Here is a 16,769-nt window from a genome sequence, read left to right on the forward strand (position 1 = left end):
CGAAGGGCCCTGGAGGCAGACGGTGCGTTCCTCATCTGGGGCTCCGATCGGGGCTGATGGGGCCGCCGGGACGGGGCGCCGAGATGGGGCGGAGGTTCTCCGCGCGCCGTGCCCAGCGGTCCATGCCGAGCTCCCGGTAGGTGGAGATGGCCTCGTCGAGCAGCCCCGCGGCGCGCTTCCCGCCCGCTTCGCCGCCTCCCGCCAGAAGCATGGCGGCGTAGTCATGCTGGGCATGAGCGAGCCATGGGCGCGCCCGCATTCGCCGCTCGATCTCCAGGGCTGCCTCGAAGTGCCGGCCGGCCTCGTCGGGGCGGCCCGCGACCTGGGCGAGCCGCCCGAGGGCGCGGGCCACCGAACCGAAAGCCGCTTCCACCGGGGCATAGGCGTAGTTCTGCTCGCACGGGGCCAGCAGCGCGTGAAGCCGGTCGCCTGCCGCGACGTCGCCGAGGAACGCGCAGGGGTCGGCCAGCATCACCAGGCTGAACATCCACTCCGCATCGAGATACTCGTGCTCCAGATCGAGCGCGAGCAACTGGTCCATCTCGCGGCGTGCCGGTTCCGTGTGGCCGAGTTCGCCATGGAGGTGGGCGAGCGCGCAGCGGAAGCGCAGCAGCGTGGGGTACTCGTACAGGGACCTCGTCATCGACTCCTCGACCTCGGCGAGGCGCCCCTGCGCGCGGCGCAGGACGAACAACTGCAGCTTCTGCGACACGGCTGCGTTCCAGCTCACCGCCAGCCGTCCGCGGGCCAGGGTCTCTTCGATCAGTCGCTCGGCGTCCTCGAAGCGGCCCTCCAGCAGCGCGAGCGACGCATGCTCGGTCGATACGTGCCAGCGCTGCGCGGGCTGGCGCATCTCGTCGGCAAGGGCGCTCAGGGCTTCGAACTCGACGTCCGCGGCGGCCCGGTCGCCCAACTGCATGAACAGGTGAAAGCGGTGGTCGTGGCCGGCGAAGACGACCTCGGTGTCCCCGATGTCGCGGCCGAGCGAGACCAGTCGCCGGCACCTCTCCAGACCCTGACGCTCGAGGCCCGGCATCTCGACCGCCGCCCAGTAGCCGTCCAAGGCGTAGGCGAGAGTGGCAGGGTCGCCGCTGCGCTCCGCGATCGCCAGCGCCTCCTCGGCGACGGGGACCCGTGCATCGCGTGAGGGATCGTCGCGCATCGCCGCCGCCAGGCGACCGAGCAACCGGACCCGGCTGCGGCCGTCGTCGTCACCGACCGCAGCGAGCGCACGCATGAGGAGCGGCACCAACGCCGGATCGGTGCTCGCGCGCTCCCAGCCGAATCTCCCGCCGTAGTTGATCGCCGCGAGCGTGAGCTTGTCGGCCCAGCCCTCCTGCTCGGCGATGGCCGCGGCGCGGCGCAGCGCATCCTTCGCATCGGGGACGCTTCCGGCGCGGCTGAGGGCCTCGCCCAGCGCGAGGAGGAGATCGCAGGCGAGCCGGCGGTCCTGGGGTCCGTGCGTGTCGAGGACCTCCAGCGCGTTGCGGTAATGCCGCGCCGCCTCCTCGTACGCCAGCTGCGACGCCGCGCGACGCCCCGCGGCGCCCGCGTGGTGCAGCGCCTTCCCCGACCCTGCGGAGCCCGCCAGCAGGTAGTGGTGGGCCAGTTCGGCATGGTGGGGCTCGAGGTTCGCGTCGTAGCGCCGCTCGAGCGCCTCAGCCACCCGCGCGTGCAGGCCGGGACGCCGCGTCGGCGGAAGCTCGTCGTAGACGACGTCGCGCACGAGCACGTGCGAGAAGCGCAGCATCGTGCCGCCCTCGGGCAGCTCGCCGACGAGCCGTGCCGCCACCGCTTCGTCGAGAGCGGCGAACAGCTCGTCCTGGGCGACCCCCGAGACGAGCTCGAGCGTCGCGGGCTCGAACTCGCGGCCGATCACCGAGGCGAGGCTCAGCGTGCGCCGGCAGTCATCCGACAGCCTGGCCAGACGCCGGCCGATCGCCTCGCGGACCCCGTCGGGCATCGGGAGCCTTCCGGCCTGCGAGACCACTCCTTCCGCGGCCAGCAGTCGCCCCACCTCCCCGGCGAACAGCGGGTTGCCCTCGGTCTCCGAGTGCACCTTCGCCGCCAGGGCATCGGGCAGCGTCTCGCCCGAGGACAGCTCGAGCAGCCGGGCGGTGTCCTGCCGGCTGAGCCCGCGCAGCCGAACCCGCTGGACGGTGGCCGTGCGGTCGAGCTCAGGGAGCACCTCGGCCAGGTGCGGGCCCACCTCGGTGTCGCGATAGCAGCCGACCACCAGCACGCGCGCGTCGGCGATCTGCTCGGCCACGAACCGACACAGCAGGACTGAAGGGGCGTCGGCCGCGTGCAGGTCGTCGAGGAAGACGGCCAGCGGCCGTTCGGAGGCGGTCGCGCGGATCGACGATGCGATCGACACGAACAGCTCGAAGCGCGCGCCGCCCGAGTCGCTCTCGCGTGACGCGACACCGCCGAGCAGCTCGCGGAGGTCCGGCAGCGCCTGCACCCAAGGCCAGTAGGCCGGCGCGCCGCCGGCCTCCCAGCAACGGCCGACGGCGACCCGGGCACCCCGCGCGCGCGCCCGGTGCATCGTCTCGTCGGCGAGCATGCTCTTGCCTATCCCCGGCTCGCCTGCGAGCAGGACCAGTCGCCCTCGGCCGGCCAGCGCCTGGTCAAGCGCGGCGCCGAGCTCGGCCAGCTCCCGATCGCGGCCGACCACCACACTCCGGGCGGCGGTCTCCGCCGGTCCCGGCGACTCGACCAGCGCCAGGCCGGCATCCTGGGCGAGGATCGCCGCCTCGAGCTCCCGCAGCCGTTCACCCGGCTCGATGCCGAGCTCCTCGACCATCTGGCGGCGCGCGTCCTGGTAGGCCTGCAGCGCCTCGGCCTGCCGGTCGCAGCGGTAGAGCGCGAGCATGAGCTGCGCGCGGAAGCGCTCGCGGTAGGGATGCTCGACGACAAGCGCCTCGAGCTGCTCGACCACCTCGTCGTGGCGCGCCAGCGCGAGCTTGGCGTCGATCAGCTGCCCGATCGCCGCCACCCGCAGGTCCTCGAGGCGGGCGATCTCGGCTTGGGCGAACGCCTCGTAGGAGACGTCGGCCAACGGCCGGCCGCGCCAGAGCGCCAGGGCCTCCTCCAGCGCCGCCGATGCCCGCTCGGCGCTGCCCTCGGCCAGCGCCCGGCGCCCGTCGGCGACCAGTCGCTCGAAGCGGTTGGCGTCGAGGCGCTCGGGGTCCAGGCGCAGCTCGTAGCCGCGCTCGCGGGTCAGCACCACGTCGGCCGCCGCGCCGGCGCCCGCGGCCAGCGCCTTGCGCAACCGCGAGACGTGCATCTGCACCGTCTTGGCCGCCGTGGCCGGCGGCTGCTCGCCCCACAGCTCGTCGATCACCCGTTCGGTGCTGAGCGTCTCGTTGGCGTGCAGCAGCAGGAGGGCCAGGAGCGCCTTCTGCTTGCTGCCTCCAAGCGTGAGGAGCCGGCCCTCGTCGAGAGCCTGCAGCGGACCGAGGATGCCGAAGTCCATGACGGTGGTGGGAGGCCGGGCGCGACCGAACGTACATCAGCCCCCGGCCCTCCACAACCGGCCGCCGTCCGCGCTGTTACCGCGCCTTCGCCGCGCTGTTACCGGCGCCCCGCACGATGCCGCCACCACAACGCACGGGCGCCGGCGCAAACCGCCCGCTCCGGCAAGGAGGCAGTGATGAGTACCCCGATCGCCTCGCAGCACCCCGCCGTCGTCCTGCGCTCGCACTACGTGCACATGCGCGCTCTGCTCGCCGCCGCGCTGGTCGCGGTCGTGGGCCTGGCGGCTGCCGTCGTGATCCTGGCGACCACCAACAGCACGACCATCACCACCAAGGTCACTCCCGCGGCCCCGGTGACCGCCCGATTGGGCTCCGGCGGCCAGGAGCTGGCGCCGTTCGGCCTGTCGCCGCAGCAGACCAGGCGTGAGTCGCGGCCCGACACGCGCCTGGACGGCGGCCCGGAGGAGGGCACGCGCGGCGCGCAGTCGAACTCGATCGCTTCCCACTTCGGCACCCGCCTCGACGGCGGCCCGGAGGAAGGGACGGCCGGCCACTAGTGCTCTTCAACCTCTCGCTGACGGCATCGAGCGGGCCTGCACGGGCCCGCTCGTGCGTCAGGGCGTCGGCGGCGCGACCGCCGGCAGCCGACGTGCATGCCGGTGCAGCTGCCCGCCACGGCCGGGCCGTCCCCGCCTCACGGTGGTCGCCACTCATCTCCGACGGCCGCATGGGCGGGCCGCGCGACCCCGGTGGTCGCGCGGCGTCGCCTCGGTCAGCGCGACAGGCGGATGGTCTGCGTCAGCCTCCGCGCCGGACCGCCCTCGCGCCCGGTGAGCTGCACGGTGACGCGGGCCCGTGCGGAGCGCCGTCCCGCGAGCCGCTTCGCCGCGCCCCGGCGCAGCTTCACGCGCACCGTCGCCGCCCGGCCGGCGGCGAGGTCGCGCTGCGCCACGCCGGCGACCAGGCCGTTGGCGAACGGCAGCCGGACGACCACCCGCGCGCGGCACGCGGTCGCGCAGGTCACCCGCAGGGGCAGGCCGCGGCGGACCAGCGCGCCGAGCTTCGGCAGCTCGGCGACGCGCAGCGTCGCCTGCGGAGCCGGCGGCCTGACGGGGGCGACGGGGGCCGGCGTCAGGGCCGGGGGCTCGGGCGAGGGTCCCGGCTCGGGCACGGGCTGCGGCGCCTGGGTCGACCCGCCGCCTCCGCTGGGCGACGGCGCCGGTGCGACCCACGGCGTGCCGTAGGCCGAGATCTCGGCGACGGCCATCGCGCCGCTGTTGTCGGAGAACGGCCCCTGCGTGGACAGGACGACCAGGCGCAGGTACCGGACCGCCGGCACCGTGCCGGCATCGAGCGCGACGCGGTGCGGTGAGCCGAGGTCGGCGGGCGTGAACGCGCCGCCGGCGGCGGGCGTGAACGCGACGCCGTCGGTCGACGTCTCGATGCGGAACTCCCGGATCGCCCACGAGGGGCCGACGCGCGGGTCGGTGCCGGGATCGATCGTCACCGCGGAGACGTTGATCGCTCGCGCGAGCTGGATCGTCAGCTGCCGCGGGCCCTCGTCGTCCGCCGTCTCGGGTCCGGGACCGGCCCACGCGGTGCCGGGATTCTGGTCGATCGCCTGCAGCGGGCCGGCCCCGTTGCCGCTGAAGGCGCCGGGCGAGACCGACGCGATCGTCGCGCCGCTGCCGGTCGACAGCCAGTCCGTGCGGGTGGTCGCGTCAAGCGTGCGCGTCCCGCCCGCCGGCACGGCGACCGAACGCACCGTGAGGCCGTCGACGCCGTTCGTCGGGCCGAACGTGACGCGCGGGTACGTCCCCGCCGGCAGCTCGAGCGAGTAGCGGCCGTCTGCGCCGGTGACGGTGCTCGCGCCCGCGTCGACGGTCACCGTGACGCCCGCCGCGGCCTCGCCGGCCGCGGTCACGCGGCCGCTGAGCGTGCCGGTCGACGCCGGCGGCAGCGAGAAGTCCTCGATCGGCGTGGTGTCGATGGCGTTGGCCGCCGACGCGAAGAAGCCCATGCCGCGCGCCGCGAACACCTCCCAGATCGCGTCGGTGTCCGCGCCGCCGAAGAACGACGCGTCGGCGCGCAGGATCGCGTTGCGCATGTCGAGGAACGACGGGTACGGCGACGAGAGCTGCATCGCGCGGGTGACGAGCGACCGGGCCCGCTGCGCGCCGTTGGCGGCGCCGAGGTCGGCCTCGAGCCGCGTGCGCAGGTCCCACAGCGTCTCGGTCCAGATCTCGCCGTCGTCGTGGACCTCCGGGCCGCGCGGCGCGAGCTTGCCGAAGTCGCCGTACGTGTAGCCGCCCGGGCCCGCGGTCGCCGTTCCGGGGCAGCGCGGATCGGAGACGCCGACCGGGCAGTCCGCCGGCTGGCTGCGCAGCATCGTCAGGACCGGCGCACCGGCCAGGGATCCCGGCTGCGCCGGGTCGTCGGTCTCGTAGCCGTGCGCGACGATGTAGTCGAGCGCGTACCAGTCGCTCCAGCCCTCGCCCATGGCGCCCGGCTGCGCGCCCACGAGCGTGCTGATGCCGTCGGCGTCGATCACGAGCCGGTTCGACAGGCCGTGCGTGTACTCGTGCAGGACGATGGCCGGGTCGACGCCGCCGTGCACGTCGGCGTACGGCGGGTCGGTCCACATGTACATCCGCATCGTCGGCGCGCTGCCGTCCGGCGGCGTGCCCATGTTCGCGTTGTTCTGATAGCGCCCCGCGGGCAGGCCGTCGTCGGTGTCGGCGCCGTAGCTGGCCTTGCCGAGCACGGCGTCGCCGCCCTTGCCCTGTCCGGTGAAGTTGACCGTCTGGAAGTTGCCGGCCGCCTCGGTGAAGCCGATCGACGGCTGCATCAGCCAGTCGTGCATGCGGTTGACGAACGAGAAGACCTGCGTCGCGTCCTGGGCCAGGTTGGTGCGCCACGAGTCGGGCACCCGGCTGTCCCACGTGCAGCCGACGCCCGTCAGGCAGGCGTGCCCGGGCGAGGCCACGGGCGTCAGTGGATAGTGGTAGTCCGAGCCCGACGACGGCGGGACCTCCTCGAGCGGCCCGGGCGACTCGTCGGCGTCGATGTCCGGCCACACATGCGTGTTGTTGCCGAGCAGCCGCGTGGAATCGGTGAGCCACGGCGTGAAGTCCTCGTCGGCCTGCGTGCCGCCGACCGCGTTGCCGGGCCAGGCGGGGAACGTGAAGCCGGTCGCCGCCGAGTCGACGAGCGAGTGGCGGTACAGGACCGTCGCCCAGCGGCCGTCGAGGACGTAGTCGGAGAGCGCGCCGGCGTCGTCGTCGCGCAGAAGCACGCGCCAGGCGACGATCGACGCGTCGCCCCACGGGAAGCGCACGAGCTTCGCGGTCGTCCCCCCGCCGAAGCGCGTCTCGCTTCTCGCGCCGCCCACCTCGCTCGCGGCGCCGGCCGGACCGCTCAGCCCGGCGTCGGACCGCGCCGCGGCGACGGCGTCCGCGGCGGACACGTGCGGGGTGAGCGTCGGCGCGGCGGCGTCGTGGGCGGGCGCGCCGGTCACGCTCAGCACGCGGCCGTCGTCGGCCACGGCGACGCGCAGGTCCGAGCCGAAGAGCGGCACGCCGTCCTGCTCGTCGGCGAAGTGCAGGTTGACCGCGTCGGGTCCGAGCGCGACGGTCCGGGCGAGGGCGAGCGAGCTCACGTCGGCCGCGTCGAGACCGAGGCTCGCTCGCTCGCGCCGCAGGTAGGAGCGGGCGACGTCGGCGGCGGAGCCGGGCGACGGGCCGGTCAGCGCGCCGCTCGCAGCGGCGAGCGTGCGGGCGGACGCCCCGGCGGCTGAACCATGGGCGTCGAAGTCGGGGCGGGCGGCGGCAGAGGCGGGAGCGGCGACGAGCAGCGCCGCGGCGACGGTGGTCGCCAGGACACGGGGAGTGGGCACCTCACCCCATCGGCATGAGACGACGGTGCCTTGAATCCGGCGCGACGAGGCCCGGATTCCGGCGTCCGGGCTCCGGTTCAGAGCTGCTTGTGGGCGGAGCGCAAGGCGAACGCCTTGACGAAGTCGTTCAGGCCGTGCAGCAGCGCCCAGACGCCCGCGAACACGAGCAGCAGGAACGCCTTGTCGATGAGGAACTGCCCGCTCGTCCAGAAGGCCAGGATGATCATGAGGATCCCGGAGACCAGGCCGATCCACCACAGGTCGTTGTCCGCCCGGTCGATGAACGCCTGCACGGTCCAGAAGACGCCGACGAGCAGGAAGAGGAAGCCGAGGATGTCGGCGATCCCGGCGAACGTGCTCTTCGGCTGGATGAGCGAGATCACGCCCGCCACCACGAGCAGCACGCCGAACAGCGCCCAGACCCACCTCATGCTGTCGGCGACCGTCGCCATGAACAGCTGCTCGATGCCCGAGAAGAGGAACATCAGGCCGATGATGACGCCGACCGTCGTCGCGGACGCCGAGTCGAACTGCAGGACGACGAGCGCGACGATCACCCAGGCGATCCCGCTGATCAGCCACAGCCACCACAACCCCGTCACCTTGCGCGCCGTGTCGCGCACCACCGCCTGGTCGACCTGTTCGGACATGTCGGCTCCTCGAGCTCCGTTGGGGACGCCGGCCGGCGCCCACCGCGGTCAGTGGACTTCGCGCCGGGGGCTCCACATCCTGCCCGCGACGACGCCGAGGAGGCGGCCGGTCAGTCGCTGTCGACGCGCGGCATGGGGCGCGGCATCGTCGGGCTGACGTTGCCGATGACCTCCACGACCGCAGGATCGAACTGCGTGCCCGCGGCGCGGCGCAGCTCCTCGACCGCGTGCTCGGGCGAGCGTGCGGGCGCGTGCGGTCGCCCGATGACCATCGCCGCCCACGCCTCGCACGCGGCGACGATGCGGCTGGCGAGGGGGATGCGCTCGCCGGCGAGCCCGTGGGGATAGCCGGAGCCGTCCCAGTGCTCCTGGTGGAAGCGCACGATCGCCGCGACCGCCTGCAGGCCCGGGATCGCGGCCAGCAGGTCCGCGCCCCAGCCCGGATGGGCGGCCACGAGCCGCTCGACGCCGCCCGCCAGGGGGCCGGGCCGCTGCAGCGGGGTCACCGGCACGCGGAGCATGCCGACGTCGTGCAGCCGGGCCGCGAACGTGAGCTCGGCGCGCTCCCGCGAGTCGTCGGGCAGCAGACGGGCGCCGACGCGGTCGGCCATCGCGACGAGCATGGTCGTGCGCCGGCGCTCGTCGCGGTCGCGGGCGTCCATCGCGGAGACGAGGCCCTCGACCTGGCTGCGCGCGCCCTCGTCGGGCCAGAGGGTCTCCGGCGGATGGTCGATGCCCGCGGCCACGAGCTCGGTCAGCGTGCTCAGCAGCTCGAGGTCGCTGATCTCCATGCGCCGGTTCGCGTTGCGCGAACCGATCGACACGCCGCCGCGCAGGCCCGTCCGGGTGACGAGCGGTGCCGATGCGGCCGTGCGGATGTCCTGCGTCTGCTGGGCGCCGATGCGCGCGGCCAGCTCGGCGTAGTCGTTGACGGCGACGCGCTCCCCCCGCGCCAGGACCAGCGCCGCGAGCCCGGCGTCCGCCGGCCAGCGCCGCCCGCGGAGGTTCACGCCGAACTCCCCGGCGCTGACGAGCGTGTCCGGATCGTCGGGAGCCCGCACGAGGATCGCGACCATGTCGACGGCCATGACCTGCGCGGTGATCTCCGCGAGGTGGTCGAGGTCGACGCCGCCGAGGTCGCGCAGCGCGTCGCCGCGCTCGCGGCGCGGCGCCGGCGGCTCCTCCCGGCGCGTCGGCCGCGGCGCCCGCGCGGCGACCCGGGCGACGGGCGGGGCCGGGGCGGGCGACGCCGCCACGGGGTTCGCGGTGGCGGTCACGGCCTCCGTACGCCCGCCGTTCCCGGGCTCGAGCGCCTCCTCCGGCCCGTCCGGGCCGGCCATCGCGAGCGGCGCGAGCGGCGCGGGCGGCGGCGAGACGAGGAACGGCTCGATCGGCTCGGGCCCCGGGTTCGGCGCCCCCGGTCCGGGCGCGCCCGCTTCGGAGTCGTCGGCGCGGCCGGCGGCGCGGATGACGGCGAGGAACCCGACGGCCACCGACACCCAGATGCCGATGACGACGAGCAGCGGCCACGGGACCTTGCCGAGGATGCCCATCGCGCCGCTGGAGGCCTGGCTTTCGCCGGTCGCGGCCCGCCGGATGAGCGCCTCCGCGGGCCGGTCGCGCGGCGAGTACGCCTGCCCCATCTCGTCGCGCGGGTCGATCGGCCAGTCCCACCAGTAGATGCCGCGCAGCCACCGCTCGTCGCCGAGCGCGCGCAGCGTGGCCTCATACGCACGCGCCTGCGCGTCCACGTCGACGGGGCCGCCGGACTGGAAGGCGCCGGACGGATCGACCGCCGCGGTGGGCCTCGCCGCGTAGCCGAGCTCCGTGAAGATCACCGGCCGGCCGACCCTCCGGCTGAGCTGCTCCAGGCCGTCGGCGACGGTCTCCCAGGCGGCGGCGAGGCTCGCGACGCTCGCCCCGGTATCCGCGCTGAGCGGGTAGTACGCGTCGACGCCGATGGCATCGAGCGCCGGCCAGAAGCCGACCCGCTCCACCTCGTCCCAGTTGGCGGCGTAGAGCAGCGTGCCGTCGAACCGTTGGCGCACCCGGTCGATGAGGGTCTCGAAGGCGAGCGTGTCCGTGGACATCGAGCGCAGCTCGACGCCCACGACGAGCCCGTCCGCCCGCACGTCACGTGCGAGGTCGGCGTAGTGCTCGATCATCGCGTCGTAGCTGCGCCACCAGGCGACGCGGTCGGCCGGATCGATGTCGCCGCGAAACGTCCCGTCGGCGACGTCGATCTGTGGCTTGATGACCAAGGAGACGCCGCGGTCGCGCGCCTGCTGCGCCAGATCCCTGATCGCGGTGTCGGTCGGCGTGCGCAGGGCGTCGCGCGCGACGAGCGAGGACGACGGGTCGGGCATGTACCAGGTGACGACGACCGCCGCCCGGCGCATGCCGGTGTCGCGCAGCTCATCGAGCGCCTGCGCGGCGGCAGGCTGGCGGTACGCGTTCGGCGTGTACGCGGTGAGGTTGGCTCCCTGACCGTGGGGCGCACCGACGGACAGCGCAAGCGCCGCGAGCACCCCTGCTCCTACTACCATGGTCGCTCAAGTTCTACCCCGACGTTGAGCAACTTCCTACCAACGGATGCGATATTGCCTCGTCTTGCTTGCGAGAAAACGCGAGCGGTACGGAGAACACAGCAATCTGACTGGACGGATGTTCTAGCGCCGCGCCGCTTTTTCAGGGCAGATGGGAAGGTTCGCGCAAAGCGCCTCTGCCGGCTCAGCCCCGCAGGGCCTCGTCGATGCCGAGGAAGGGGACGAGCGCGACGTACATCAGGTCGTCGAGGAGGTCCGGCAGTTGCGCGGTCTCGCCGCGGCGGATCCGCGTGTAGACGATCTCGTAGATCGCGCCGACGACCGACTCGCCCGCCAGCGGCGGCGGCGCCACGTACGCCGGCGCCTCACGCCGCCCGGCGTCGAAGAAGACGGTGAACATCCGCATGGCGTCGTCGCGGCGCTCGAGGGCGCGCGGCCCGGCGGCGAGGACCTCGACGATGCACATCCGGGCGAACGCCGGCTCCGCCGCGAGGAGGCGCAGGAACTCGGCGAGCCCCGCGCGCACCCGCCGCCGCCAGGGCCCGGGCTGTTCGTAGGCGTGCGACACCCCGTGCAGCAGCCCCTCCGTGACGACGTCGTAGGCGGCGAGGAAGCACTCCTCCTTGTCGGCGAAGTGCTCGTAGAACGTCTTGCGCGACACGCCGGCGCGCTGCAGGATCGCGGCCACCGTGAGGGCTCGGTAGCCGAGCTCGCTGACCGCCCGCGACGTGGCGTCCAGCAGGCGCTCGCGCTGCGAGCTGACGACGAACTCGCGCGGGAGTCCATGGCGCCCGCGCGGCAGGCGCTGGACGGCGGGTTCCCGCGTCTCCCCGGCCACGGAGCTAACCATACGGCGCGGTTCGGCCGGGCCGTAAGGGGTTCTGCGCGCGGCGTAAGGGGTCGGCGCCGCGAGGTCGCTGCATCCTGCCGATGTGGCAGGCGCGTCTTAGGTCGAGCATGCTCCCCATGCAAAGCAACCTCACCATCGCTCTCGTGACGGCCCGGCAGGCCGAGGCCGCGCTCGCCCAGGCGCGCCACGAGCTTCCGCGCCGTCCCCGCCGTCGCCTGCGCCTCGTCCTCCCGCTGCGCGGCCACCGCCGCGGGCGTCTCGCTCCCGCTTGACCGTCGCCGCGTGGCAAGCTGCGGGAGTGGCATCCCGCGTCTCCAGCCGCCGGTTCGTCGGGCGTGAGCCGCAGCTCGCGGAGCTGCGCCGCGTCCTGGACCAGGCGGCGGACGGGCGCGCGTGGCTGGCGCTCGTCGCCGGCGAGTCCGGCGTGGGCAAGACCCGGCTTGTCGACGAGCTCGCGCTGCGCGCGCGCGACGCGGGCGCGCGGGTCCTGTTCGGCGACTGCGTGGAGCTCGCCGAGGGCGAGCTGCCCTACGCGCCGCTCATCGGCGCTCTGCGCCCCCTCATCCGCTCCGGCGACCCGGCGCTCGACGACGTCCGCGCGGAGCTCGACCGCCCGAACCCCCGCGCGGAGAGCCCGGCGCCCCAGGGCCACTTCTTCGAGCTGCTGCTCGGCGCGCTGGACCGCCTGTGCCGCGACCGGCCACTCGTCCTCGTGCTCGAGGACATCCACTGGGCCGACCGCTCGACCCGCGACTTCCTCGCCTTCCTGGCCCGCAACATGTGCGCCGAGCGGCTGCTCGTCGTCGCGACCTTCCGCACCGACGAGCTGCACCGCCGCCATCCGCTGCGGCCGCTGCTGCCCGAGATCGAGCGGCTGGACCGCACGACCCGCGTCACGGTCGAGCGCCTGACGCCCGCCGAGCTCGCCGCCCAGCTCGCCGACATCCTCGGTAGCGATCCGGAGCCGGCGCTCGTCGAGCGCCTGTACGCCCGCTGCGAGGGCAACCCGCTGTTCGCCGAGGAGCTGCTGGCGGCCGGCGGCGACGGCCGCGGCGAGCTGCCGCCCACCCTGCGCGACGCGCTCATGGTGCGCGTCGAGACGCTCGCCGAGCCGACCCAGGAGCTCCTGCGCGCCGTGTCCGCCGCCGCTCGCGCCGACGAGGCGCTGCTGGGCGACGTCAGCGGCCTCGACCGCCCGCAGCTGCGCGGCGCCCTGCGCGAGGCGCTCGCCCACCACGTGCTCGTCAGCGACGACGACGGCCTGTACGCCTTCCGCCACGCGCTCCTGCGCGAGGCGCTGCACGAGGACCTGCTGCCCGGCGAGCGCGTCGAGCTGCACCTCGCGCTCGCGCGCGCGATCGAGGGCCGCCTCGAGGACGGCGCCGCCGCGCCCGACCTCGACACGGTCACCCAGATCGCGCATCACTACGTCGTCGCGGGCGAGCAGCCGGAGGCGCTCGGCGCCGCCGTGCGCGCCGCGGCCGCCGCAGAGCGCGTCCACGCGCCCGCCGAGGCGGCGGCTCAGCTCGAGCGCGCCCTGGCGCTGTGGCCGCGCGTCGCCGACGCCGAGCAGCGCACGGGGCATGACCACGTGCGCCTGCTCGAGCGCCTCGGCATCGCCGCCTACTACCTCGGCGACTACGAGCGGGCGCGGCACGCCTTCCAGAAGGCGGTCGACGAGCTCGGCGAGGCCGGCGACCGCCACCGGCGCGCGAGCATGATGGAGCGCCTCGGCCGCGCCCAGTGGCACCTCGGTCCCGGCGAGGAGGCCTACGCGACCTACGAGCGCGGGCTCGCGCTGCTGCCCGAGGACGAGCCGCCGAGCATCGAGCGGGCGCGGCTGCTCGCCGGGCTCGCGCGCACGATGATGCTGTGGGGGCGCTACAGCGACGCCGTCGACCTCTGCGAGCGCACGCTCGAGGCGTCGCGCGCCGCGGGCTCGCGCACCGCCGAGTCCAACGCCCTCAACACCCTGGGCGTCGCGCGCGCCGGACTCGGCGACGTGGAGGGCGGCATCGCGCGCCTCGAGGAGTCGATCGCCATGTGCTGGGCCGACGACCGCCTCGATGGCGTGGACCGCGGCTACGTCAACCTCGGTGACGTGCTGCTGCTCGCCGGCCGCGTGCAGGAGGCGCTCCTGCTCGCCACCGACGGCATCTCGCAGCTGGAGCGCCGCGGCCGGCGCCCCCAGTGGCTGAACCTGCAGGCCGCGGAGATCGCGCTGGCGGCGGGCGACTGGGAGCAGGTCGTGGCGCGGGTCTCGCCGGAGCGGGCGCCGCGCCACCTCGGTATCACCGCGCTGTACTTCGACGTCGTCTCCGGCGAGCTGCACCTCTCCCGGGGCGACGCCGAGCGGGCGATGGTGCATCTCGAGCGCGCGCGGCGGCTCACCGACCTCGCGATCGACCCGCAGTGGCGAGCGCCGATCGCGGCTCTGCTGGCCGAAGCGCTGCGGCGCGGCGACCGCTTCGATCAGGCCCGCGCGGTGCTGCGCGAGGCGCACGACGGGCTGTCGTCGATCGTGCGCATGCAGGACCACGCGCGGATGGCCCGGCTCGCCGCGGCGGCGCTGGCGGTCGAGGCCGACGCCGCCCAGCGCGCCCGCGACCTCGCCGATGCCGACGCCGAGGCCCACGCCCTCGCGCGCACGCACGTCTGGCTCGAGCGCGGCCGCGCGGTGGGCGACGCGCCCGGCACCGCCGCGTGGGTGGCCGTCGCCGAGGCCGAGGCGCTGCGGGCCGGCGGCGCGCCGTCGGCGCAGGCGTGGGCGGCGGCGGCCGAGGCGTGGGACGCGGTCGAGCGCCCGTACTACGCGGCGCAGGCCCGCTGGCGCGAGGCCGAGGCGCACGCCCAGGCCGGCGATCGCGTCGCGGGGGAGGCCCCGGCGCGCTCCGCGCTCGAGGTCGCGCGCTGGCTCGGCGCGGCCTGGCTGGTGGAGGAGCTCGACTCGCTCGCGCGGCGGGCCCGCCTGCGCCTGGACGGCGGTGACGACGAGCGACGCGTGGCACGCGGGTCGGCGCCCGGCGCGGCCGGGTCAGCGCCGCCGGGCGGACGGGCCCCGGTCGACGAGCTCGGCCTCACCCCACGCGAGCGCGAGGTCCTCGAGCTCGTCGCTCTTGGCGCGACGAACCGCGAGATCGGCGAGCGGCTGTTCATGGCCGAGAAGACCGCCAGCGTGCACGTGTCACGCATCCTCGCCAAGCTCGACGTCCGCACGCGCACCGAGGCCGCGGCGGTCGCCCACCGGCTCGGCATCGGCGCCTGATCCGCCGGCGCGCTCCTCCTCGTCGAGCGCCTCCGTGTCCAACCGGGGCGGCGCCTGCCGGGTGCGCTGCAGCTCCTGCTCGAGCCGGCGGACGTCGTCGGAGAAGCCCATGGCCGCACGCTACGGAGTGACACCGCGCGCGTCAGTGTCACGTTCGTCTCAGCGTGGGCCCGTGCGCGCGCGCACGCGCATCGGCAGCCCGTCGCGCGGGCTGATCGTCGGCATCTGGCGGACGCGCAGGGCGAACCCGGACTCGAGGTCGAGCGTGAAGTCGCGCAGGATCCGGCTCACGATCGTCTTGATCTCGAGCTGTCCGAAGCGCATGCCGAGGCAGGTGCGCGACCCGCCGCCGAACGGCACGTAGGCGCCCTTGGGGATCTGCGCCCGGTGCGGGGCGGCGAAGCGGTCCGGGCGAAACGCCTCCGGGTCGCCCCACACGTCCGGCAGGCGGTGGCTGGCCCAGGACGAGTAGTTGACGGGCACGCCGGCGGGGACGGCATGGCCGGCGAAGCGGAACGGGCGAGCCGAGCGGCGCGGGCCGATCCAGGCGGCGGGGAAGAGGCGCAGCGTCTCGTCGAGGACGCGGTCCAGCCGCGGCAGGACGCCGCCCATGAGCTCGGCGAACGTGGGGTCGCGGCGGCCGAGGACGGCGTCGCGCTCGGCCAGGAGGCGGTCGCGCTCGGCGGGGTGGCGGGCCAGCTCGTGGAAGAGGAAGGCGATCGTCGACGTGGTCGTGTCGTGGCCCGCGAACAGCAGCGTCATGACCTGGTCGCGGACGTGATCGTCATCGAGGCGGCGGCCCTCGTCGTCGGCGGCATCGAGCAGCATCGAGAGGATGTCCTCGCCCCGCTCGCCGGTCCGCCGCCGGCGCGCGATCTCGTCGTGGACGATCGCGTCGAGGCGGCGGCGGGCCTGGAGCATCCGGGTCCACGGGGTGCGCGGCCCGCGCAGGACCTGGAGGAAGTAGTCGTTGGCCCAGAAGCCGAGGGCGTCCTCGAACTGCGCGGCGGCTTTCGCGTCGCGCGCTCGCGGGCCGTCGGGGTCCAGGCCGAACAGCGCGCGCATCGCGATGCGCAGCGCGAGGTTGCGCGTCCAGGCGTAGAGGTCGAGCGCGGCGCCGTCGTGCCAGCCGTGCAGCGCGCGGTCGATCTCCGGGAGCATCGTGTCGAGCGTCGCCGCGACCCGCTCGCGCCCGAACGCCGGCAGCATGATCCGCCGGGCGCCGTCGTGGAACGGGCCGTCGGTCGTCAGCAGCCCGTCGCCGAGCAGCGGGATGAGGTCGCCGAGATGCCCCTCGCGCCACGTGAAGTGATCGGCGTGCGAGACCAGCATGAAGTGGTTGGCCTCCGGGCCCAGCATGAAGACGATCTGGGCATGGAAGACCCGCAGCGTGAAGATCGGCCCGTAGCGCTCGTAGGCCTCCAGCAGCACGGGCAGCGGCTCGTAGTTGAAGCGCCGGGTGCGGCGCAGGCTGGGAAGCGTCTCGCCGGGCGGGAACGGGATCCGGCGCTGCGCCGCGCGCTCGGCGCGGAGGTCCGCGAGGAGCCTCGTGGCGACGCCCGTCGGGACCGGAGGAGGAGGCGCCAGCGACATCCTCCCGCGACCCTACCGAGCGCCTGGCCAGGCGGCCAGTCCCGGAATACGCTGCGGAGTGGCTATCCTTCGCAGCCCGTCAAGGGGGCGTAGCTCAGTTGGTTAGAGCGCCGGCCTGTCACGCCGGAGGTCGCGGGTTCGAGTCCCGTCGCTCCCGCTCCATCCCTGAGCCGAATGCGCTTGCCTGGCGCTCAGGGCTCTGGCCCGAGCTCGGTTTTGGCGATGATGTCCGCGACCTCGATGCCGTGGACCGCCTGCCGGACCGTCATGCGGTCGAAGCGCTTCACGAGGATGTCGAGGACGTACTCCCGGATCTCCTTCGACGTCGCGCCGAGCGGGCGACCTGGGAGTTTCGTGCAGCTCACCGACGTCGGGATCTCGTCAACGTGTCGTCGACGTCGGCGGAGCATCCTCACCCCAGGCACAGAGGTACGCCCCGGCGAACCAGCCGCCCGCCGGGGGCGTTGTTGTACCGGGCAGCCGCAAACGCT

At 74.6% G+C, this 16,769-nt stretch carries 11 protein-coding genes, 1 tRNA gene and 1 pseudogene; 4 read left to right on the forward strand and 9 right to left on the reverse strand.

The genetic code is table 11. From position 1 onward, the window contains the following. Positions 1-31 precede the first annotated feature (31 nt). Positions 32-3,478 carry an AfsR/SARP family transcriptional regulator gene (locus DSM104329_RS01945; RefSeq protein ID WP_259313709.1) on the reverse strand — a complete coding sequence of 1,149 codons (3,447 nt, stop codon included), beginning with the start codon at positions 3,476-3,478 and terminating at the stop codon, positions 32-34. A gap of 177 nt (positions 3,479-3,655) precedes the next feature. Between DSM104329_RS01945 and DSM104329_RS01950 the strand changes: the two genes are divergently transcribed. Further along, positions 3,656-4,036 (forward strand): hypothetical protein, encoded by a 381-nt coding sequence (locus tag DSM104329_RS01950; RefSeq protein WP_259313710.1) that lies wholly within the window; start codon positions 3,656-3,658, stop codon positions 4,034-4,036. A 215-nt stretch (positions 4,037-4,251) separates the two neighbouring features. Here the strand turns inward: DSM104329_RS01950 and DSM104329_RS01955 are convergent, their stop codons facing one another. The 5 genes and pseudogenes from DSM104329_RS01955 to DSM104329_RS01970 form a co-directional block, all read right to left on the reverse strand. Continuing rightward, positions 4,252-7,374, reverse strand: coding sequence for a M36 family metallopeptidase (locus DSM104329_RS01955; protein ID WP_259313711.1), 3,123 nt, complete (start codon positions 7,372-7,374; stop codon positions 4,252-4,254). Positions 7,375-7,451: 77 nt separating this feature from the next. Further along, entirely contained in the window at positions 7,452-8,024 is a 573-nt protein-coding gene (locus DSM104329_RS01960; protein ID WP_259313712.1) for an HdeD family acid-resistance protein, read from the reverse strand. Between the two features lie 110 nt (positions 8,025-8,134). Further along, positions 8,135-8,686: an HD-GYP domain-containing protein gene (locus DSM104329_RS29255; RefSeq protein ID WP_456064514.1), complete on the reverse strand. Its 552-nt coding sequence runs from the start codon at positions 8,684-8,686 to the stop codon at positions 8,135-8,137. A 78-nt stretch (positions 8,687-8,764) separates the two neighbouring features. Then, a pseudogene (locus tag DSM104329_RS01965) lies at positions 8,765-10,570 on the reverse strand (glycoside hydrolase family 113); the annotation flags it as partial. Positions 10,571-10,754: 184 nt separating this feature from the next. Then, a complete protein-coding gene (locus DSM104329_RS01970) occupies positions 10,755-11,408 on the reverse strand; it encodes a TetR/AcrR family transcriptional regulator (RefSeq protein WP_259313714.1) in 654 nt (217 codons plus the stop codon). 128 nt (positions 11,409-11,536) lie between these two features. On the opposite strand from DSM104329_RS01970, the gene DSM104329_RS01975 reads away from it, so the two are divergent. Continuing rightward, complete coding sequence (locus DSM104329_RS01975; protein WP_259313715.1) at positions 11,537-11,692, forward strand: hypothetical protein; 156 nt, start codon at positions 11,537-11,539, stop codon at positions 11,690-11,692. Between the two features lie 26 nt (positions 11,693-11,718). Continuing rightward, positions 11,719-14,685, forward strand: a complete 2,967-nt coding sequence (locus tag DSM104329_RS01980) for a helix-turn-helix transcriptional regulator (protein ID WP_259313716.1) — start codon at positions 11,719-11,721, stop codon at positions 14,683-14,685. Here DSM104329_RS01980 and DSM104329_RS01985 read toward each other — a convergent pair. Then, the gene (locus DSM104329_RS01985; protein WP_259313717.1) at positions 14,605-14,796 is read right to left on the reverse strand and encodes a hypothetical protein; all 192 of its coding nucleotides are present in this window, start codon (positions 14,794-14,796) and stop codon (positions 14,605-14,607) included. The genes DSM104329_RS01980 and DSM104329_RS01985 overlap by 81 nt on opposite strands. A 48-nt stretch (positions 14,797-14,844) precedes the next feature. Beyond that, positions 14,845-16,278, reverse strand: a complete 1,434-nt coding sequence (locus DSM104329_RS01990; RefSeq protein WP_259313718.1) for a cytochrome P450 — start codon at positions 16,276-16,278, stop codon at positions 14,845-14,847. Positions 16,279-16,361: 83 nt separating this feature from the next. Here DSM104329_RS01990 and DSM104329_RS01995 point away from each other — a divergent pair. Beyond that, a tRNA-Asp gene (locus DSM104329_RS01995) sits at positions 16,362-16,435 on the forward strand. 34 nt (positions 16,436-16,469) lie between these two features. Here DSM104329_RS01995 and DSM104329_RS02000 read toward each other — a convergent pair. Then, the gene (locus DSM104329_RS02000) at positions 16,470-16,643 is read right to left on the reverse strand and encodes a hypothetical protein (protein ID WP_259313719.1); all 174 of its coding nucleotides are present in this window, start codon (positions 16,641-16,643) and stop codon (positions 16,470-16,472) included. Positions 16,644-16,769 lie beyond the last annotated feature (126 nt).

The sequence above is a fragment of the Capillimicrobium parvum genome (genome assembly GCF_021172045.1).
Lineage (GTDB): Bacteria > Actinomycetota > Thermoleophilia > Solirubrobacterales > Solirubrobacteraceae > Capillimicrobium > Capillimicrobium parvum.